This is a genomic window from Massilia sp. WG5 (genome assembly GCF_001412595.2).
In the GTDB taxonomy this organism is placed as follows: Bacteria; Pseudomonadota; Gammaproteobacteria; order Burkholderiales; family Burkholderiaceae_D; genus Telluria.
In genome coordinates this window covers 4,299,638-4,317,851 of the sequence record NZ_CP012640.2, presented here as the reverse complement: position 1 = coordinate 4,317,851, position 18,214 = coordinate 4,299,638, and the positions used below count along the sequence as shown (strand labels likewise).

The window sequence follows — 18,214 nt, the reverse complement described above, 5'->3', positions numbered from 1 at the left end:
TTGGTGGTTAAACAAGGCGGCCGCGCCGCATGTGCAGGGCCTGCTTTTCCGGCGCCAGCGCACCGATCAGCGCCAGCGCATCCATGCCGTGGGCGTGACAGATCGCGATGCCGAGGGCGTCGGCGGCATCCGAGCCGGGCAGGCCCGGCAACTTCAACAGGCGCGCCACCATTTCCTGGACCTGGGCCTTGACGGCCTTGCCGGAACCGACCACGGCCTGCTTGACCTCGGACGGCGTGTATTCCCCGACGTCGAGGTCGGCGCCGACCAGGGCCGCGATGGCGGCGCCGCGCGCCGCGCCGAGCAGCAGGGTCGACTGCGGATTCACGTTGACGAAGACGCGTTCGATGGCCGCGCACGCCGGCTTGTAGGTGGCGACGACTTCGGTGACGCCGGACAGGATGATCTTCAGGCGCGGCGGCAAGGCGCCTTCCGTGCCGGTCTTGATGGTGCCGGAAGCGATGTAGCGCAGCCGGTGCCCGTGTTTTTCGATGACCCCGAACCCCGTCGTGCGCAGGCCCGGGTCGATGCCGAGAATAATCATTATCGAATGTTATACCGGCTGGCGTATTTCGTGGGAAAAATACTGTGCAAAAACACAGGTCGTGGTGCGTTTGTCACCACGACCGTAGGGTGGGCACCATGTGCCCACGCGTGACGCCCGATCAGTGACGGAAGTGACGCGTACCAGTATAGAGCATCACCACCCCACGCTCGTCCGCCGCGTCGATCACTTCCTGGTCGCGCATCGAGCCGCCCGGATGGATCACGCAGCTCGCGCCGGCGTCGACCACCACGTCCAGGCCGTCGCGGAACGGGAAGAAGGCGTCCGACGCCACCGCCGAACCGACCAGCGACAGGCCGGCATTCTGGGCCTTGATCGAGGCGATGCGGGCCGAGTCGATGCGGCTCATCTGGCCGGCGCCCACGCCCAGGGTCATGCCGTTGGCGCAGAACACGATCGCGTTCGATTTCACGAACTTGGCGACGCGCCAGGCGAACATCAGGTCCTGCAGCTGCTGTGGGGTCGGCTGCTTCTTGGACACCACCCGCAGGTCGGCCGGCAGCACATTCTTCGCATCCGGCGACTGCACCAGCAGGCCGCCGCCGACGCGCTTGACGTCGAAGGGGTTCTGGCCGTCGCCGAGCGCGATTTCCAGCAGACGGACGTTCTGCTTGGCCGCCATGAGCTGGCGCGCTTCCGGCGTGAACACCGGGGCGATCACGACTTCGACGAACAGTTTCGAGATCGCTTCCGCGGCACGGCCGTCGACCGGCACGTTGAAGGCGATGATGCCGCCGAAGGCCGAGGTCGGGTCGGTCTTCAGCGCACGCTGGTAGGCGTCCAGGGCGTCGGCGCCGATTGCCACGCCGCAGGGGTTGGCGTGCTTGATGATCACGCAGCCAGCCGGCTGGTCGAAGCCACCCAGCGACTTGACGCATTCCCAGGCGGCGTCGGCGTCGGCGATATTGTTGTACGACAGTTCCTTGCCCTGCAGCTGATGGTAGTTGGCCAGGCTGCCGGCGGCCGGGGCCAGGTCGCGGTAGAAGGCGGCGCTCTGGTGCGGGTTTTCGCCGTAGCGCATGTCCTGGACCTTTTCGAAGTGCAGGTTCAGGGTCTGCGGGTAAGTCGCGCGGGTGGCGTGCTGCTTGTCTTCGCCCAGGCTGGTCAGGTAATTCGTGATCGCGCTGTCGTACTGCGCGGTGTGGGCGAACACCTTCGTCGCCAGGCGGAATTTGGTGTCGTAGCCGACATCGCCCGCTTGCGTACCCGTGCCCTTCATTTCCGCCAGCACGACGCCATAGTCGGCCGGGTCGACGATCACGACGACGTCGCGGTGGTTCTTGGCCGCCGAGCGCAACATGGTCGGGCCGCCGATGTCGATGTTCTCGATCGCGTCTTCCAGCGAGCACTGCTCCTTGGCGACGGTCGCCTGGAAGGGGTAGAGGTTCACCACCACCATGTCGATCTGCGGGATGCCGTGCTCTTCGAGCTTGGCGACGTGTTCCGGCAGGTCGCGCCGCGCCAGGATGCCGCCGTGCACTTTCGGGTGCAGGGTCTTGACGCGGCCATCGAGCATTTCCGGGAAACCCGTGTAGTCGGCGACTTCGGTGACGGGCACGCCATTGTCTTGCAGCAGCTTGGCGGTGCCGCCGGTCGACAGGATGTTCACGCCGAGCGCGGACAGCGCGCGTGCGAAATCGAGCACGCCGGTTTTATCGGAAACGGAGATGAGGGCTTGTTTGATCATGGGAAGGCCTGTTGATAAAAATCGGTGCGGGCATGCATATTAACCACGCCGGGCAAGGCCGGCGCACGTTCGCACGCCGGCCTTCCCGCCGGCGTTTACAGCAGCCCGTGCTCCTGCAATTTCTTGCGCAAGGTGTTGCGATTGATGCCCAGCATCTGCGCGGCATGCGACTGATTGCCTTCAGCGCGCGTCATCACGACTTGCAGGATCGGTTTTTCGACGGTCAGGAGCATCATGTCGTAGATATTCGTCGGTTTTTGCTCGCCCAGGTCGTTGAAATAATCTTCGAGGCTTTTCTGAACGACTTCCTGGATACTCTCTTTGCTCATGTGCTACTTCACCTTGGTTAATGGTGCCGCTTTTGGCAGCCCTGTCTCCGATTATTTTTGTTTTTCTACTACTATTTTTATGCTGCGATCGCGATGTGTTCGGAAAGCGCGGGCCGGTATTGTAACCGCTCGCCATAGCGCTGTTGCGATTTGAAAAATTCGTCGACGGCCGCCAGCTGCTCGGCGGTCGATTCCAGCAAGTTCATGCGCTGGCGGAATTCCTCACCGCCGGGCAGGTCTTGTACATACCAGCCGATGTGCTTACGGGCCGTGCGCACGCCCAGGTATTCGCCGTAGAAAGCGTAGTGGGCCGGCAGGTGTTCGTTCATCAGTTCGCGCACTTCCTCGACCAGCGGCGCCGGCAGGTGCGCGCCGGTGCGCAGGTAGTGATCGATCTCGCGGCAGATCCAGGGACGGCCCTGGGCCGCGCGCCCGATCATGACGGCATCGGCGCCCGTATGGTCGAGCACGAACCTGGCCTTTTCCGGCGTCGTGATATCGCCGTTGGCCACCACCGGAATCGACACCGCCGCCTTCACCGCAGCGATGGTGTCGTATTCGGCATCGCCCTTGTAGCCGTCGGCGCGGGTGCGGCCATGCAGGGTCAGCATGGCGATGCCGGCCTGCTCGGCCATGCGCGCGATGTTCAGGGCGTTCTTGTTCTGGCGATCCCAGCCGGTGCGGAACTTGAGCGTCACCGGGACGTCCACCGCCTTCACCACCGCTTCCAGGATGCGCTGGACCAGGTCTTCGTGCTGCAGCAGGGCCGAACCGCACCAGTTGTTGCAGACCTTCTTGACCGGGCAGCCCATATTGATGTCGATGATCTGGGCGCCGCGGTCGACGTTGAACCTGGCGCAGTCGGCCAGTTCTTCCGGCACCGCGCCGGCGATCTGCACCGCCTTCGGCTCCATTTCCCCCGCATGGTCGATGCGGCGCGAGGATTTTTCGCTGGCCCACAGGCGCGGATTCGAGGCCGCCATCTCCGACACCGCATAGCCGGCGCCGAGCTTCTTGCACAGCTGGCGGAACGGACGGTCGGTCACCCCGGCCATCGGGGCGACGAAAACATTATTGCGCAGCGTATAAGGACCAATTTGCACGGAAGAAAAACCAGAAGAAAAATCGGGAACTCGCTATTTTACCCGAAGCGCTGCTCAATTTATCAGCACACTTTTTTTCGTGTGTTGCGAATTTGGCATATTTCTTCTGGTTGAGCTCAGGCCAACTCGTCCAGCAGGGCCGGACGCAGGTGGGATACCTCGCCCCAGCTCTCCAGAACCAGCCTGCCGCCGTCGACGCGGAAACGGTTGATGCTGGCGTTGTAGACCTTGAAGTCGCGCGGCGTTTCCAGCGGCAGATTACCGGCCATCCGGTACGCGCACTCGAGCACCCCGCCGTGGGCCACCAGCGCCAGGGTGCGGCCGGGATGCGCGCTGGCCAGGCCCAGGATGGCTTCGGTGGCGCGGGCGTAGAACTGGCGGAAGGATTCGCCGCAATTTTTACCACTTGGCAAAACTGCATCGATGTCGCGCGCCTGCCAGGCGGCGAACTCACTGGGGAAGCGCTGTTCGATCTCGCTGTACAGCAGGCCTTCGAAACCGCCGTAGCAGCGCTCGCGCAGGCCGGGTTCGACCAGCAGCGGCATGCCGCGCAGCGTGGCCACGGCCTGGGCCGTCTGGCGGGCGCGTTGCAGGTCGCTCGACACCAGCAGGTCGATCGCTTCGGGCGCCAGCGCCTCGGCCAGCAGCCGGGCCTGGCGCTCGCCTTCGTCGTTCAGGGGGATGTCGAGGTGGCCCTGCAGGCGGCGTTCCGCGTTCCAGGCGGTTTCGCCATGGCGAATCAGGATAATCTTGTTCAATTATTACTTGTCGATGATGGTGGCGGCGATGTCCGGATTCAGCGAATACACGCCGTAGATCCGGGCCTCGTCGAGGATATGGCCGGTAATGGCCAGGCGCGCTTCCCGGCCGGTGAAGCGCCCGGTCAGCGGCAGGCGCGGGATGTCGAGCGCATACAGCGTGAACACGTAAGTATGCACCCGTTCGTCGTTCCAGGGTGGACAGGGGCCGTCGTAGCCGTAGTACTCGCCGACCATGTCGGGATCGTTCGCGAACCAGCTGGTGTAGTCGTTGATGCCGTGGCGGAGCTGGTGCTCGGTGCCGTTCTTGATCGTGAACGGCACCAGCGGCCCGCTCTTGCCGCCCGGGGTCACCATGTCCGAGAACAGGCCCTCGGCGAAGGAGTCCAGGACGACCGGGATGTCGACCAGCGACCAGTGATAGAAGTCGGTGCGCGGCAAGGCATCCGGCACCGTCCTGCCTTCCTTGTTGACGTCGGCGCCGTCGGTCGGCACGTCGAGGTCGTGGCACAGCAGCACCAGCGACTCGGCGCCGGCCGGCACGTCGTCCCAGGCGATGTGCGGGCTGCGGTTGCTCGACAGCTTGACATGGCGGCCGGGATCGATCTCGGCGAACGCGCAGCGCGGCGGGATCGGACCGCCCTCGGTAAAGGAATCGCTCCAGATGTTCATCGCCCTACCCTCCATTCGCACCTGTAAGATTGACCGACGCCGCCCGCAACGGTTTCAATCAGAAACCTTGGGTGGATCAATACGAAGCCAGAAAGTCACTGGACCGTCATTGGTCAGCGACACCTGCATATCGGCGCCGAATCTGCCGGTCCCGACATTACCGTGACGCTCGCGCGCCTGGCGCACGACATGGTCGAACAGCCGGCGCCCGACGTCCGGCGCGGCCGCCGGCGAGAACGAGGGCCGGGTGCCGGAGCGGGTGTCGGCCGCCAGCGTGAACTGCGGCACCAGCAGCAGGCCGCCTTCGACGTCGGTGACGCTGCGGTTCATCTTGCCGGCGGCGTCGGAAAAGACGCGGTAGCCCAGCAGCTTCGCCAGCAGGGCGTCGGCTTCGCGCTCGGTGTCGCCCTTCTCCGCGCAGACCAGCACCACCAGCCCATGCCGGATGGCGCCGATGGTTTCGCCGTCGACGGCGACGCTGGCCTGGGTGACCCGCTGTAGCAAGCCGATCATTGCAAGCCGATCATTGCAAGCCGCATCATGCGGCGGCCAGGGTCACGCGCGCGAACTTGCGCTTGCCGACCTGCAGCACGAAGGTGCCGGCCTCGACCTGCAGCGCCTTGTCGGACACGACCGTGCCGTCGATGCGCACGCCGCCCTGGTCGATCATGCGCATCGCTTCCGAGCTGGAGGCGCACAGGCCGGCCTGGCGCAGCAGCTGGGGCAGGCCCAGCGGGGCGCCGCCGAGGCTCACTTCGGGGACGTCGTCCGGGATCCCGCCCTTCGAGCGGTTGACGAAGTCGGCCAGCGCGTCCTCGGCCGCCTTGGCCGAGTGGAAGCGGGTCACGATCTCCTGGGCCAGCGCGACCTTGGCGTCGCGCGGGTTGCGCCCGCCCTCGACCTCGGCGCGTAGAAGCGCCAGGTCCTGGATCGAGCGGAAGGACAGCAGCTCGTAGTACTTCCACATCATGACGTCCGAGATGCTCATCAGCTTGCCGAACATGGTGTTGGCCGGCTCGGTGATGCCGATGTAGTTGTTCTTGGACTTCGACATCTTCTCGACGCCGTCCAGGCCTTCGAGCAGCGGCATGGTCAGGATGCACTGCGGCTCCTGGCCGTAGTCTTTTTGCAACTCACGACCGACGAGGAGGTTGAATTTCTGATCCGTTCCACCTAGCTCAAGGTCTGCTTTCAAAGCGACCGAATCATAGCCTTGCATGAGCGGATACAGGAACTCATGCACCGAGATCGGAGTCCCACTCTTGTAGCGCTTGGTGAAGTCGTCGCGCTCCATCATGCGCGCCACGGTGTAGCGCGAGGCCAGCTGGATCATGCCGCGCGCGCCCAGCGGGTCGCACCACTCGGAGTTGTAGCGGATTTCGGTGCGCGCAGGGTCGAGCACCAGCGAGGCCTGCTTGAAATAGGTCTGCGCATTGGTCTCGATCTGCTCGCGGGTCAGCGGCGGGCGGGTCACGTTGCGGCCCGACGGGTCGCCGATCATCGAGGTGAAGTCGCCGATCAGGAAGATCACCTGGTGGCCCAGGTCCTGCAGCTGGCGCAGCTTGTTCAGCACCACGGTATGGCCCAGGTGCAGGTCGGGCGCGGTCGGATCGAGGCCAAGCTTGATGCGCAGCGGCGTGCCGCTTTGCTCGGAGCGCGCCAGTTTCTGGGCGAATTCGCTCTCGATCAGCAGTTCGTCGACACCGCGCTTGGTGATCGCAAGGGCTTCCTGGACGGCATCGCTCAAGGGAAGAGCCGCGGCCCCGGCGGAAGTTGCAGTTTTGGCATTACCAGAAAGCTCAGCAGAAGTCATAAATTCTTGTAGGAGTATAGCTAAAACGGTTGTAGGACCCCGTATTTTGATATAATTCGCGATCCCGTCAATCTTGCCGCATGAAAAGTTTCACAGACAACAAGTAATAAAACAAAAAGAAAAAGTCGTGGTCGTGGGACGGTGAAGCGGTAAATTTTAACTGATTGCATGAACCCAATACAGAAAATCACCGGTAAGCGCTGGTTCGGTCTCGCAGAGACCAGCCGTAAAACCCGCATCATCGCGGGTGGCGCCGCTGCCCTGGCCCTCTGTGCTTTCGGCGCGACTGCAGTTGCCCCGATCGCACCGGACGCCTCCGACATCCCTGTCAAGTCCATCGCACAAGACCTGCAGCTGCCGAACCTGGCCGACCAGATCGCCGCGCTGCAGCAGGACCAGCAGGAATTCATCCACGAAGAGCGCATCCGTCCGGGCGATTCCCTGGGCTCCATCTTCACCCGCCTTGGCATCGACGACCAGCAGGCAGCTGCTTTCGTTCGCAGCGACAAGCTGGCGCGCAGCATCCTCTCCCTCAAGACCGGCAAGCGCATCCAGGCCGAGACCGACGAGAACGGCCTGCTGCTGTCGCTGCGCGCCACGATCGCCGTCGACAAGGACCAGTTCAATACCGTTACCGTGAGCCGCAAGGGCGACAAGTTCGTCGTCACCAAGGCCCCGGCCGAACTCGAGCGCCGCATCGAAATGCGTTCGCGTGAAATCAGCACCTCGCTGTATGCCGCCACCGACGCCAACGTCGACGGCGGCCAGATCCCGGATACGGTGGTCAACCAGATCATCGAGATGTTCTCGACCAATATCGACTTCCGCTCCGACCTGAAGCGCGGCGACCGTTTCAACGTCGTCTACGAAACCTTCTGGCAGGATGGCGAAATGGTCCGCACCGGCCGCGTGCTGGCCGGCGAATTCATCAACCGCGGCGTGGCCTACCAGTCGGTCTGGTACGAAGACCCGCAGTCGCACCAGGGCGGCTACTACGGCCTGGACGGCCAGTCGCTGAAGAAAGCCTTCCTGAAGTCGCCGGTCGCCTTCACCCGCATCTCCTCGGGCTTCTCGATGCGCGTGCATCCGGTGTTCAATGTCTGGAAGCAGCACAAGGGTATCGACATGGCGGCCCCGATGGGCACCCCGATCCGCGCTGCCGGCGACGGCACCGTCGACTTCGCCGGCGTCTCGAACGGCTACGGCAACATGGTCGTGCTCAAGCACTGGTCGAACTACAGCACCGCCTACGGCCACATGAGCCGCTTCGCCAGCGGCCTGCGCCGCGGCGAGAAGGTGCACCAGGGCGATGTGATCGGCTACGTCGGCGCGACCGGCTGGGCCACCGGCCCGCACCTGCACTACGAATTCCGTATCGGCGGCGAAGCAACCGATCCGATGAAGCTGAAGAACCTGCAGGCGCAGCCGCTGAACAGCGGCGAACTGTCGCGCTTCCGCATGGCCGCCACCGAGATGTCGCACCGCTTCTCGCTGCTGAACCCGGCCGGCAACGCAATGGCTGCCCGCTAAGCGTCCTCAGCCGATTCGCAGATAGAATGAAACGCCTTGCACTGCACAGTGCAAGGCGTTTTTCTTTCGGCAACTTCGGGGGTCAGATCCCGGTTTTCTCGGGTGGGCTCTGACCCCATCTAATCATACACAGATCATGCCCGCTTCTTCCCTCTACATCGGCCTGATGTCCGGCACCAGCCTGGACGGCGTCGACGGCGTGCTGGCCGACTTCGGCGGCCGCGGTATCCGCACCCTGCAGGCCGCGTTCACTCCCTTCCCCGCCGATCTGCGCGTCGAACTGATGGCGCTGCAGGCCGCCAGTCCCAACGAACTGGAGCGCGAAGCGCTGGCCGCCAATGCCCTGGCGCGCTGCTATGCGGACTGCGTGCAGCAGTTGCTGGCCCAGGCGCCGGGTCCGGTGCGCGCGGTGGCCGTGCATGGCCAGACGATCCGCCACCGCCCGGAGCTGGGCTTCACGCGCCAGACCAATAATCCGGCCCTGCTGGCGGAACTGACGGGCCTCGACGTGATCGCCGACTTCCGCACGCGCGACATCGCCGCCGGCGGCCAGGGCGCGCCGCTGGTGCCGGCTTTTCATGAGGCGCGGTTCGGCAAGCCGAAGACGGTGCGGGTGGTGGTGAATATCGGTGGCATCGGCAACATCAGCGTGCTGCACGGCGACGGCCGGGTGAGCGGCTACGATACCGGCCCCGGCAATGTGCTGATGGATCTGTGGGTTGCGCGCCACACCGGCAAGCCCTACGACGAAGATGGCGCCTTCGCGGCTTCCGGCAAAGTCGACCGGGAACTGCTGGGGACCCTGCTGGACGAGCCCTATTTCCGCCAGCCGCCGCCCAAGAGCACGGGCCGCGACCTGTTCCATGCGGAATGGCTGGATGCGAAGCTGGCGCAACGCCCCGGCCTGGCGCCGGCCGATGTTCAGGCGACCCTGACGCGGCTGACGGCGGTCTCGATCGCGCACGCGATCCAGGAATCGACCGCCGGCCAGCCCGCCCAGGCCGTGTACGTGTGCGGCGGCGGCGCCTATAACGGCGTGCTGCTGCGGGACATCGAAGAAGCGCTCGGCGGCGGGATCCCGGTCAAGTCGACCGAGGAGCTGGGTGTGGCGCCGAACCGGGTCGAAGCCCTGGCCTTCGCCTGGCTGGGCTACCGCTTCATGCGGCGCCAGCCGGGCAATCTGCCGGCGGTGACGGGGGCGGGCGGGCTGCGGGTGCTGGGGGCGCTGTACCCGGCCTGATTACAGCCAGCAAGCGCAGTCCGTCAGGCGGCGATTGCCTGCGCGTGGCTCGCCACCAGCATCTCGATCAATGCACGCGAGGCCGCCGACAGCCCGCGGTGGGCCGGGTAGATCACGGAAAAGGTGCGCATGCGTCCGCCAAGGCCGGGCAGCACCTCGACCAGGCGGCCGGCGGCCAGACTGTCTTCGGCGAAGATGCGCGGACACAGCGCAATCCCCATCCCCTGCTCCGCCAGCCACACGATACCCATGGCATCGGTCGACACGGTGACGGCGGCCGGCGGCACCCAGTCGATGTCGCGCCCGTCGTCGCGCAGGTGCCAGGGAATCACACGGCCGGTACTGGGGCGGATGAAGGCGATGCAGCGCTGGCGCGCCAGGTCCGCCAGGCCGCACAGGGGCGCGCACGCCTCCAGGTAGTCCGGCGACGCAACCAGGCACAAGGGCGATACTTCGAGCGTGCGCGCCACCATGCTGCTGCTCGGGATCGGGCCCGAACGGATGGCCAGGTCGAAGCCTTCCGCCACCAGGTCGACGTTGCGGTTGCTGATGTCCACCTCGAGCGCGACCAGCGGATAGGCGCGCGCATAGGCAGCCAGCAGCGCGGGAAGACGTTGCTTGCCATAACTGGTGGGCACGCTCATCCTTACCTTGCCACTCAATTGCTCCGTCGTGCTGCGGATCGCCTGCTCGGCCTGTTCGATGCGGGCAAAGGCAACGCGCATTTCGTCAGCATAGCGCTGACCGGCATCGGTCAGGCTCAGACTGCGCGTTGTACGGCGCAGCAACTGGGCACCCAGGCGGCTCTCCAGCCGCGACACCGCACGGCTCAATACCGACGCCGTCGTCGACAGCACGACAGCGGCAGCGCTGAACGAGCCATGCTCGACCACGCTGAGCAAGACTTCGACATCGGACAAGTGATCAAACCTGCGCGCCATTCTCACCTCTCACGAACAAATCATTTGCTGGGCGCCTAGTTTATTGCCTGCTGAAGATCAAATACAATGCCTGCCCCATGATTAAAGAGATCACCAATGGAATTACTGAATAAACTGCAATGGCGCTACGCCACCAAGGCGATGGACCCGACCCTCCCGGTCGCGCAGGACAAGATCGACCGCATCATCGAGGCCGCCCGCCTGGCGCCGACCTCTTCCGGCCTGCAGCCCTACGAAATCCTGGTCGTCAAGAATCCGGCGCTGCGCGCGCAGATCCGTGAAGTGGCGTGGAACCAGGCCCAGGTCACGGACGCCTCGCACCTGCTGGTATTCGCCGCCTGGGACGACTACACGGCGGAACGGATCAACCACATGTTCGACCTGACCAATGAAGTGCGTGGTTTCCGCAACGAGGGCTGGGAAGCGTATCGCCAGCAGCTGCTGTCGACCTATCCGGGCCGCGGCGAGCAGGTGAACTTCGAGCACGCGGCGCGCCAGGCCTATATCGGCTTCGGCGCGGCCGTCATCGCGGCCGCGTTCGAGGGCGTCGACGCGACCCCGATGGAAGGCTTCGACCCGGCCGCCGTCGACGGCATTCTGAAGCTGCGTGAGCGCCACCTGCGCAGCGTGGTGATGCTGCCGCTGGGCTACCGCAAGGCCGAGCAGGACTGGCTGGTCAACCTGCCGAAGGTACGCCGCCCGCTCGAGCAGTTCGTCACCGAGGTGAACTGAGCTCTTTGCGAAAACAAAAAAGCCGCCTGGCAATGCCGAGGCGGCTTTTTTCATGCCTGGAGCGGACGATTACGCCGAGAACGACGAACCGCAGCCGCAGGTCGAGGTGGCGTTCGGGTTCTTGATCACGAACTGGGCGCCTTCGAGGTCGTCCTTGTAGTCGATTTCGGCGCCGACCAGGTACTGGTAGCTCATCGAGTCGATCAGCAGGGTGACGCCGTTCTTTTCCATCGCGGTATCGTCGTCGTTCATGATCTCGTCGAAGGTGAAGCCGTACTGGAAGCCCGAGCAACCGCCGCCCTGCACGAACACGCGCAGTTTCAGGTCGGGATTGCCCTCTTCCTCGATCAGCTGGGCGACCTTCTGCGCCGCGCTGTCGGTGAAGTTGATAGGCGATGGCATGGTGTCCTGCTCTTGCGAGCGATGCAATTCGGCGACTGCGGTCATGGATAAACTCCTGATTGAATTCGGATTTCGTCCATTATAGACGGTTGGCGGCAGTCATGCTGACGCCCCTTCCGCCGCCACGCCTAAATGAAACACCGGCTCGGCAGCCGGCGCCGGGGCCGCTTCGTGGGTCAGCTTGCCCGTCACCAGGGCGCCGCCGTGCATTTCCAGCAGACGGTAATGGACATCCCCATGTATGCGGCCTTTCGGCTGTAATTCAAGCAGCTCCGTCGAACGGACGGTACCGGCAATATAGCCGTTGACCACCAGGTTGGCGCAGCGCACCTCGCCCTCGATGCGCGCGTGCTCGGAGACGATCAGGACGCTGTCGGCGGCGGCGTCGCCGGCGATCACGTTGCCGTGGATCTCGCCGTCGATGCGCAGGCCGCCGGTGAATACCAGGTCGCCCTCGATGCGCGCAGAAATGCCGATCAGGCTGTCGATTTCGCTTTTTGCATTACGACCGAACATGGTAGTCCCCTCGCGTAGTGGCATGTCGCCAAGTGCAGTAGTGCAACAGTCAATTTACCGTGCTCAACACTGCCTGCCTTGATCTGCATCTTGTCGACAACCCTTGCGCGAAGGGCGCGCTCGGCCTCAGGGCAGCAGGGCGATCTGCTTCAGGCCCATGTTTTCCGGCACGCCGAACATCAGGTTCATGCACTGCACGGCCTGGCCGGCGGCGCCCTTGACCAGATTGTCCTGCACCACCAGGATCACCACGGTGTCGCCGCCGTCCGGGCGGTGCAGCGCGATGCGCAGCATGTTCGAGCCGCGCGTCGAGCGGGTTTCCGGGTGCGAGCCGAAAGGCATGACGTCGACGAACTCGTCGTCGCGGTAGGCATCTTCGAACAGGGCCTGCAGGGCGGCGTTGTCGATTTCCTTCGTCAGGCGCGCGTACAGGGTCGAGTGCATGCCGCGGATCATCGGCACCAGGTGGGGCGTGAAGATCAGGCCGACTTTCTGGTCGGTGTAGCGCTGCAGCTGGGCCGAGGTCTCCGGGGTATGGCGGTGGCCGGCCACGCCATAGGCCTTGAAGTTGTCGCTGGATTCCGAGAACAGGGTGCCGATCTCGGCCTTGCGGCCGGCGCCGGAGACGCCCGATTTGCTGTCGGCGATCAGGTTGCCGGCATCGATCAGGCCGGCCTTCAGCAGCGGGGCGAAGCCGAGCTGCATGGTGGTCGGGTAGCAACCCGGATTGGCGATCAGGCGCGCCTTCTTGATGTCTTCGCGGTTCAGTTCCGGCAGGCCATACACCGCTTCCTCGATCAGCTCGGGCGCGGTGTGTTCCATCTTGTACCATTTTTCGAAGGCGGCGCGGTCCTTCAGGCGGAAGTCGGCGGCCAGGTCGATGACCTTGACGCCGGCGGCCAGCAGGGCCGGGGCCTGGGCCATGGCGACACCGTGCGGGGTGGCGAAGAACACCACGTCGCACTGGCTCAGGTCGGCCTTGTCGGGGCTCGAGAAGGCCAGGTCGACGTGGCCGCGCAACGACGGGAACATGTCCGCCACCGGCAGGCCGTCTTCCTTGCGCGAGGTGATGGCGGTCAGCTGCACCTCGGGATGGGCTGACAACAGACGCAGCAGTTCCACGCCCGTGTAACCGGTACCACCAACGATGCCAACTTTGATCATGTTCTTTCCTTAGTAAAAATAGCCCCTGCGAGCACGAGCCTGCAATTTTAGCAGCGTCACCGCGACCCTGCCCCACCTGCGCAAAATCAAACCGGGGTCAGACTCCCGTTTTTGGAAATAGCCCGATGGCTTTTGCCAAAAATCGGAGTCTGACCCCGGTTTTAGGAAACAAAAAAGCCGCCGGCTTTGCAGCGGGCGGCTTCTTTTCGACAGCAGCGCAGAGGCGCTGCTGTATCGATTAACGCTTCGAGAATTGCTTTGCGCGACGTGCTTTGCGCAGACCAACTTTCTTACGCTCGACTTCACGGGCGTCACGGGTGACGAAACCGGCACGTGCCAGGTCGCCCTTCAGGCCTGCGTCGTAGTCGATCAGTGCACGGGTGATGCCGTGGCGCACTGCACCTGCCTGGCCGGACTCGCCGCCGCCATGCACGTTGACCTTGATGTCGAAACGCTCGACGTTGCCGGTCAGTTCCAGCGGCTGACGGATGACCATCAGGCCGGTTTCGCGCGAGAAGTACTCGGCGGCCGGTTTGCCGTTCACGATGATTTGGCCGGTGCCTGCCTTGATGAAGACGCGGGCGACTGCACTCTTGCGACGGCCGGTGCCGTAGTTGTAGTTACCGATCATGTCAGTTCCTTAGAATTCGAGTGCTTGCGGTTGCTGGGCTGCGTGCGGGTGGGTAGCTTCCGCGTAGACCTTCAGCTTCTTGATCATGGCGTAGCCCAGCGGGCCCTTCGGCAGCATGCCCTTGACGGCCTTTTCCAGGGCGCGGCCCGGGAAACGCTGTTGCATTTTCAGGAAGTTGGTTTCGTAGATACCGCCCGGGTAGCCCGAGTGACGGTAGTAGGTCTTCTGGGTGGCCTTGGTGCCGGTCACGCGCAGCTTGCCTGCGTTGACGACGACGATAAAGTCACCGGTGTCGACGTGCGGAGTAAATTCTGGCTTGTGTTTGCCGCGCAGTCGGCGTGCCACTTCGCTGGCAACACGTCCGAGGACTTTGTCCGTCGCGTCAATCACGTACCAATCGCGCTGGACTTCATGGCCCTTAGCGGAAAAAGTTTTCATGTTGACTTCCTATATCTAGGTGTAAATGCTCAAATGGTGGTTCCGCTCGCCGATGCTGCCAACTGCGGACTCTGCCTTATTGTCTTTTCCTGAGCAAATGGAAAGCCCACGATCATAGCTGATCCAGGCAGCTCCAGTCAAGTCAGCCTGGGCGCATATCCACACAAATTCCCGCTAGAGGCAACGCAAACCCGCTTCAATCAAGCCCACCCTGATTCAAGAGTTAATGCATATTTGCAACTATTTGTTGACCGCCAAAAGAATGACAAACTACTATGGTCAGCATCGAAGAGGAGACACCGTGAAAACCCGTCCGATCCTGTCCGCCCTGTTTGCCCTGCTGTGCTCGGCAACAGCGTCCGGCGCTGGCGCTGCTCCCGACGCCGCGCCAGCCGGCAAACCCGTGGCCCGCAACTGCCACCTGCCCGGCGCCGAGGAAACGCTGCGCTGCCTGTCCGTTCCAGTCCCGCTCGACTACGCCAACGCCGGCGCCGGCAGCCTGAAGCTGCACGTGACCGTGGCGCAGGCCTTCCGCGAGTCGGCCCGGCCCGATCCGCTGTTCGTGCTGGCCGGCGGCCCCGGCCAGGCCGGCAGCGACGTGCTGCCGCTGCTGTCGGCCGCGTTCAAGCGCGTGCGCGCCACCCGCGACATCGTCTTCATCGACCAGCGCGGCACCGGCCTGTCGGGCAAGCTCGATTGCGACAGCCCGCCCAACGAAGAGACCATGAGCGACGCCGAGCTCGAAGCCGAGCTGCGCCGCTGCATCGGCGCCAAACGCGTTCCCTTTGCCGCCTACACCACCGCCGCCGCCGCGCGCGACATCGACCAGGTGCGCCGCGCGCTCGGCTACGGCAAGATCAATGTTTGGGGCGGATCCTACGGCACCCGCCTCGGCCAGGCCTATGCGCGCGCCTTCCCGGACCAGGTACGCAGCCTGGTGCTGGACGGCGTGGCCGCGCCGGACCAGGTGATTCCGGCCGGCGGCCGCGACGGCCAGGCTGCGCTCGACAAGCTGTTCGCCCAGTGCGAGCGCGATGCCGCCTGCCACAAGGCCTACCCGAACCTGCGCAGCGAATTCGAGACCCTGGCCGCGCGCGCCGGGGCCGGCCTGAAGCTGTCGATAGCCGATCCCCGCACCGCCCAGCCGGTGAGCTTCACGATGACCAGCCCGCGCTTCCTCGGCACCGTGCACAACATCCTGTACTCGCCGGCCGACGCCCGCCGCCTGCCTTTCCTGATCCACAGCGCCTACCAGGGACGGTGGGAGCCCTTCATCGCCCGCCATAACATCGCCGACGACTTTTCCAGCGACGCTTCCAGCGCGGTCCTGCTGCACCTGGCCGTGGTCTGCGCCGAGGACGTGCCGCGCATGACGCCGGCGCTGATGAAGGAGGAGAGCTCGCTGCTCACGCGGCCACTGGCCGACCGCATCCCGACCCTGTGCAAGACGCTTTCCGTGCCGGCCGTGCCGGCCACCGAGCCGACGACGATCCAGGCCCCGGCGCTGCTGCTGTCCGGGGCCCTCGATCCGGTGACGCCGCCGCGCCGCGCCCAAAGCGCCGCCCGCCACATGGCCCATGCGCAGCAGCTGGTGGTGGCGAACGCCGGCCACGGCGTCTCGCAGCTGGGCTGCGCGCCGCGCCTGCTGCGCGAGTTCCTCGACCGCCCGGCCAGCCCGCTCGACGGCAAGTGCCTGGCCGAGATTCCGGCCCCGACCTTCCAGCTCGGCAGCGCCGGGCCGCAACCCTGAATCGAGCCTGCCATGATCGAAGTCCACGAAGTACGCAAGCAGTTCGGCGCCGTGCAGGCGCTCGGCGGCGTCAGTTTCACCGCGCGCGACGGCCACATCACCGCCCTGCTCGGCCCTAACGGCGCCGGCAAGACCACCCTCCTGCGCACCCTGGTCGGGCTGCTCAGGCGCGACCACGGCAGGATCGCCGTCGACGGCGTCGATCCGGAAAAGGATCCGCTGACGGTGCGCCGGAACATCGGCTTCCTGACCGACCAGTTCGGGCTGTACGAGCGTCTCAGCACACGCGAATACCTGAGCTATTTCGGTGAGCTGAACGGCATGGACGGGCCGACCCTGCGCCGACGCATCGAGGAAGTGTCCGCGCTGCTGCAGATGGACGACATCCTGGAGCGCCGCGCGAAAGGCTTCTCGCAGGGCCAGCGCATCAAGGTCGCGCTGGCGCGCACCCTGCTGCACCGCCCGCGCCACCTGCTTCTGGACGAACCGAGCCGCGGGCTCGACGTGATGAGTACCCGGGCCCTGCGCCAGGCCCTGGCTGCGCTGCGCGCCGACGGCTGCTGCGTGATCATGGCGACCCACGTGATGCAGGAAGTGACCCAGCTCTGCGACGACGTGATCGTCATTGCCAAAGGCCATACCGTGGCCCAGGGCGCGCCCGATGAACTGTGCCGCCGCACCGGCATCGCCAACCTGGAAGACGCCTTCGTCAGCCTGGTCGGCACCGAAGAAGGAATCTCCGCATGAAGCCGAAGTTCCTGATCGTCTACCTCAAAGAGCTGCGCGAGACCCTGCGCGAAAAGCGCACCCTCGGCCTGCTGGCGCTGTTCACCCTGATGTACCCGTTGATGCTCGGCTACCTGCTGGACCACGAAATCAAGCGCGCCACCAAGCCGGAGCGCGACGGCGTCGAGATCGCCGTGATCGGCGCCAGCCAGGCGCCCACGCTGATGGCCCAGCTCAAGCAGCGCAACGTCAACGTCAAGGATCCGGGGCCGCTCGACGAGGCCGGCATCGCCGCGCTGCTGCAGACGCGCGCCTATCCGGCGGTGCTGCGCCTGTCCGACAAATTCACCGAGAACTACGCGGCGATGCGCCCGGCCCGCATCGAGCTGTGGTACGACTCGGCCGACGAAAACGGCAAGCAGCGCAAGGACATCGAAGACCTGCTCGAGGCTTACGGCGCCAACGTCGCCAGCGCGCGCCTGCTGGCGCACGGGGTCTCGCCGGCGACGCTGTCGCCGATCCAGCTGCAGCGCTTCGATACCGGCACCAATGCCTCGCGCTCGGCGGTCCTGATCGGCAGCATCCTCGGCGTGCTGTTCCTGCCGGTCTTCATCTGCGGCATGTCGACCGCCGTCGACAGCACCGCCGGCGAGCGCGAACGCCGCTCGATGGAAGTGCTGATGGCGCAGCCGATCCGCGCCTGGGAGCTGGTGGTCGGCAAGTGGCTGTGCGCGGCCTCCCTGGCGATCGTCGGCGTCACCCTCGAACTGACGCTGGCGCACGCGATCCTGTCCTGGCTGCCGCTGGAAGAGATCGGCATGTCCTGGAGCCTGAACTGGGCCGACCTGGCGCTGATCTGCATCGCCTCCTTGCCGCTGTGCCTGTTCGCCGCCGGCCTGCAGGTGGCGCTGGCGATGAACGCCAGGTCCTTCAAGGAAGCGCAGAGCATCCTCAGCTTCGTGATGCTGGTGCCGCTGATTCCCGGGGTGGTGGTGTCGATGATGGAGATCAAGACGGCGACCTGGATGTACATGGTGCCGATGCTGTCGAACCAGACCCTGCTGCGCGAAATGGCCAAGGGCGGCGAGGTCGGCGCCCTGCCCTTCCTGCTGACCTTCGCCTGCTCGGCGCTGGGCGCCTTGCTGGCGATCGGCTTCGCCAGCTGGCGCATGAAGAGCGAACGCTACGTGTTGTCCGTGTAAGCCGTAGAATAGACG

At 64.8% G+C, this 18,214-nt stretch carries 20 protein-coding genes; 6 read left to right on the top strand and 14 right to left on the bottom strand.

Annotation, left to right across the window (positions count from 1 at the left end; all coding sequences use genetic code 11):
* Window positions 1–7 precede the first annotated feature (7 nt).
* The 8 genes from ruvC to tyrS form a co-directional block, all read right to left on the bottom strand.
* A complete protein-coding gene (gene ruvC / locus AM586_RS19260; protein ID WP_052233601.1) occupies window positions 8–544 on the bottom strand; it encodes a crossover junction endodeoxyribonuclease RuvC in 537 nt (178 codons plus the stop codon).
* 121 nt (window positions 545–665) lie between these two features.
* A complete protein-coding gene (gene purH / locus AM586_RS19255) occupies window positions 666–2,252 on the bottom strand; it encodes a bifunctional phosphoribosylaminoimidazolecarboxamide formyltransferase/IMP cyclohydrolase (protein WP_052233602.1) in 1,587 nt (528 codons plus the stop codon).
* A gap of 95 nt (window positions 2,253–2,347) precedes the next feature.
* The gene (locus tag AM586_RS19250; protein ID WP_036235444.1) at window positions 2,348–2,581 is read right to left on the bottom strand and encodes a helix-turn-helix domain-containing protein; all 234 of its coding nucleotides are present in this window, start codon (window positions 2,579–2,581) and stop codon (window positions 2,348–2,350) included.
* Between the two features lie 77 nt (window positions 2,582–2,658).
* Window positions 2,659–3,684, bottom strand: a complete 1,026-nt coding sequence (dusB, locus tag AM586_RS19245; protein WP_082439406.1) for a tRNA dihydrouridine synthase DusB — start codon at window positions 3,682–3,684, stop codon at window positions 2,659–2,661.
* A 116-nt stretch (window positions 3,685–3,800) separates the two neighbouring features.
* Window positions 3,801–4,442 carry a histidine phosphatase family protein gene (locus AM586_RS19240; protein WP_052233604.1) on the bottom strand — a complete coding sequence of 214 codons (642 nt, stop codon included), beginning with the start codon at window positions 4,440–4,442 and terminating at the stop codon, window positions 3,801–3,803.
* A gap of 3 nt (window positions 4,443–4,445) precedes the next feature.
* On the bottom strand, window positions 4,446–5,114 hold the full coding sequence (locus AM586_RS19235) for a YbhB/YbcL family Raf kinase inhibitor-like protein (RefSeq protein ID WP_052233605.1): 669 nt from the start codon (window positions 5,112–5,114) through the stop codon (window positions 4,446–4,448).
* A gap of 54 nt (window positions 5,115–5,168) precedes the next feature.
* Entirely contained in the window at window positions 5,169–5,627 is a 459-nt protein-coding gene (dtd, locus tag AM586_RS19230; RefSeq protein ID WP_052233606.1) for a D-aminoacyl-tRNA deacylase, read from the bottom strand.
* A 25-nt stretch (window positions 5,628–5,652) separates the two neighbouring features.
* Window positions 5,653–6,927, bottom strand: coding sequence for a tyrosine--tRNA ligase (tyrS, locus tag AM586_RS19225; protein ID WP_052233607.1), 1,275 nt, complete (start codon window positions 6,925–6,927; stop codon window positions 5,653–5,655).
* Between the two features lie 168 nt (window positions 6,928–7,095).
* Here tyrS and AM586_RS19220 point away from each other — a divergent pair, with 168 nt between their 5' ends.
* Together AM586_RS19220 and AM586_RS19215 are read left to right on the top strand one after the other, a co-directional pair.
* Window positions 7,096–8,457: a peptidoglycan DD-metalloendopeptidase family protein gene (locus AM586_RS19220; protein WP_052233608.1), complete on the top strand. Its 1,362-nt coding sequence runs from the start codon at window positions 7,096–7,098 to the stop codon at window positions 8,455–8,457.
* Window positions 8,458–8,593: 136 nt separating this feature from the next.
* Complete coding sequence (locus tag AM586_RS19215) at window positions 8,594–9,697, top strand: anhydro-N-acetylmuramic acid kinase (RefSeq protein WP_052233609.1); 1,104 nt, start codon at window positions 8,594–8,596, stop codon at window positions 9,695–9,697.
* Between the two features lie 23 nt (window positions 9,698–9,720).
* Here the strand turns inward: AM586_RS19215 and AM586_RS19210 are convergent, their stop codons facing one another.
* Window positions 9,721–10,617 carry a LysR family transcriptional regulator gene (locus tag AM586_RS19210; RefSeq protein ID WP_307163861.1) on the bottom strand — a complete coding sequence of 299 codons (897 nt, stop codon included), beginning with the start codon at window positions 10,615–10,617 and terminating at the stop codon, window positions 9,721–9,723.
* Window positions 10,618–10,734: 117 nt separating this feature from the next.
* Between AM586_RS19210 and AM586_RS19205 the strand changes: the two genes are divergently transcribed.
* Window positions 10,735–11,370 carry an NAD(P)H-dependent oxidoreductase gene (locus AM586_RS19205; RefSeq protein WP_052233611.1) on the top strand — a complete coding sequence of 212 codons (636 nt, stop codon included), beginning with the start codon at window positions 10,735–10,737 and terminating at the stop codon, window positions 11,368–11,370.
* A gap of 69 nt (window positions 11,371–11,439) precedes the next feature.
* Here AM586_RS19205 and erpA read toward each other — a convergent pair whose 3' ends face one another.
* The 5 genes from erpA to rplM all read right to left on the bottom strand — a co-directional run bounded on the left by erpA (window position 11,440) and on the right by rplM (window position 14,521).
* Entirely contained in the window at window positions 11,440–11,817 is a 378-nt protein-coding gene (gene erpA / locus AM586_RS19200; RefSeq protein ID WP_052233612.1) for an iron-sulfur cluster insertion protein ErpA, read from the bottom strand.
* 54 nt (window positions 11,818–11,871) lie between these two features.
* Entirely contained in the window at window positions 11,872–12,288 is a 417-nt protein-coding gene (locus AM586_RS19195) for a polymer-forming cytoskeletal protein (RefSeq protein ID WP_052233613.1), read from the bottom strand.
* A 126-nt stretch (window positions 12,289–12,414) separates the two neighbouring features.
* The gene (argC, locus tag AM586_RS19190) at window positions 12,415–13,452 is read right to left on the bottom strand and encodes an N-acetyl-gamma-glutamyl-phosphate reductase (RefSeq protein ID WP_052233614.1); all 1,038 of its coding nucleotides are present in this window, start codon (window positions 13,450–13,452) and stop codon (window positions 12,415–12,417) included.
* A gap of 238 nt (window positions 13,453–13,690) precedes the next feature.
* Window positions 13,691–14,083, bottom strand: a complete 393-nt coding sequence (rpsI, locus tag AM586_RS19185; RefSeq protein ID WP_028102305.1) for a 30S ribosomal protein S9 — start codon at window positions 14,081–14,083, stop codon at window positions 13,691–13,693.
* Between the two features lie 9 nt (window positions 14,084–14,092).
* On the bottom strand, window positions 14,093–14,521 hold the full coding sequence (gene rplM, locus AM586_RS19180; RefSeq protein ID WP_052233615.1) for a 50S ribosomal protein L13: 429 nt from the start codon (window positions 14,519–14,521) through the stop codon (window positions 14,093–14,095).
* A 301-nt stretch (window positions 14,522–14,822) separates the two neighbouring features.
* On the opposite strand from rplM, the gene AM586_RS19175 reads away from it, so the two are divergent.
* Genes AM586_RS19175 through AM586_RS19165 form a run of 3 tightly spaced genes read left to right on the top strand, consistent with a single transcriptional unit; the run spans window position 14,823 to window position 18,199 of the window.
* The gene (locus AM586_RS19175; protein WP_052233616.1) at window positions 14,823–16,271 is read left to right on the top strand and encodes an alpha/beta fold hydrolase; all 1,449 of its coding nucleotides are present in this window, start codon (window positions 14,823–14,825) and stop codon (window positions 16,269–16,271) included.
* Window positions 16,272–16,283: 12 nt separating this feature from the next.
* Window positions 16,284–17,018 (top strand): ATP-binding cassette domain-containing protein, encoded by a 735-nt coding sequence (locus AM586_RS19170; RefSeq protein WP_052233617.1) that lies wholly within the window; start codon window positions 16,284–16,286, stop codon window positions 17,016–17,018.
* The gene (locus tag AM586_RS19165; protein ID WP_052233618.1) at window positions 17,015–18,199 is read left to right on the top strand and encodes an ABC transporter permease; all 1,185 of its coding nucleotides are present in this window, start codon (window positions 17,015–17,017) and stop codon (window positions 18,197–18,199) included. Before AM586_RS19170 ends, AM586_RS19165 begins: the two co-directional genes overlap by 4 nt.
* Window positions 18,200–18,214: the final 15 nt, after the last annotated feature.

What these genes read in the sequence shown, in the direction of transcription:
- ruvC (WP_052233601.1), bottom strand. Translation starts at nt 544, where the DNA reads ATGATTATTCTCGGCATCGACCCGGGCCTGCGCACGACGGGGTTCGGG.
- AM586_RS19195 (WP_052233613.1), bottom strand. Translation starts at nt 12,288, where the DNA reads ATGTTCGGTCGTAATGCAAAAAGCGAAATCGACAGCCTGATCGGCATT.
- erpA (WP_052233612.1), bottom strand. Translation starts at nt 11,817, where the DNA reads ATGACCGCAGTCGCCGAATTGCATCGCTCGCAAGAGCAGGACACCATG.
- AM586_RS19220 (WP_052233608.1), top strand. Translation starts at nt 7,096, where the DNA reads ATGAACCCAATACAGAAAATCACCGGTAAGCGCTGGTTCGGTCTCGCA.
- AM586_RS19165 (WP_052233618.1), top strand. Translation starts at nt 17,015, where the DNA reads ATGAAGCCGAAGTTCCTGATCGTCTACCTCAAAGAGCTGCGCGAGACC.
- argC (WP_052233614.1), bottom strand. Translation starts at nt 13,452, where the DNA reads ATGATCAAAGTTGGCATCGTTGGTGGTACCGGTTACACGGGCGTGGAA.
- purH (WP_052233602.1), bottom strand. Translation starts at nt 2,252, where the DNA reads ATGATCAAACAAGCCCTCATCTCCGTTTCCGATAAAACCGGCGTGCTC.
- rplM (WP_052233615.1), bottom strand. Translation starts at nt 14,521, where the DNA reads ATGAAAACTTTTTCCGCTAAGGGCCATGAAGTCCAGCGCGATTGGTAC.
- rpsI (WP_028102305.1), bottom strand. Translation starts at nt 14,083, where the DNA reads ATGATCGGTAACTACAACTACGGCACCGGCCGTCGCAAGAGTGCAGTC.
- AM586_RS19215 (WP_052233609.1), top strand. Translation starts at nt 8,594, where the DNA reads ATGCCCGCTTCTTCCCTCTACATCGGCCTGATGTCCGGCACCAGCCTG.
- AM586_RS19205 (WP_052233611.1), top strand. Translation starts at nt 10,735, where the DNA reads ATGGAATTACTGAATAAACTGCAATGGCGCTACGCCACCAAGGCGATG.
- tyrS (WP_052233607.1), bottom strand. Translation starts at nt 6,927, where the DNA reads ATGACTTCTGCTGAGCTTTCTGGTAATGCCAAAACTGCAACTTCCGCC.
- AM586_RS19250 (WP_036235444.1), bottom strand. Translation starts at nt 2,581, where the DNA reads ATGAGCAAAGAGAGTATCCAGGAAGTCGTTCAGAAAAGCCTCGAAGAT.
- AM586_RS19235 (WP_052233605.1), bottom strand. Translation starts at nt 5,114, where the DNA reads ATGAACATCTGGAGCGATTCCTTTACCGAGGGCGGTCCGATCCCGCCG.
- AM586_RS19170 (WP_052233617.1), top strand. Translation starts at nt 16,284, where the DNA reads ATGATCGAAGTCCACGAAGTACGCAAGCAGTTCGGCGCCGTGCAGGCG.
- dtd (WP_052233606.1), bottom strand. Translation starts at nt 5,627, where the DNA reads ATGATCGGCTTGCTACAGCGGGTCACCCAGGCCAGCGTCGCCGTCGAC.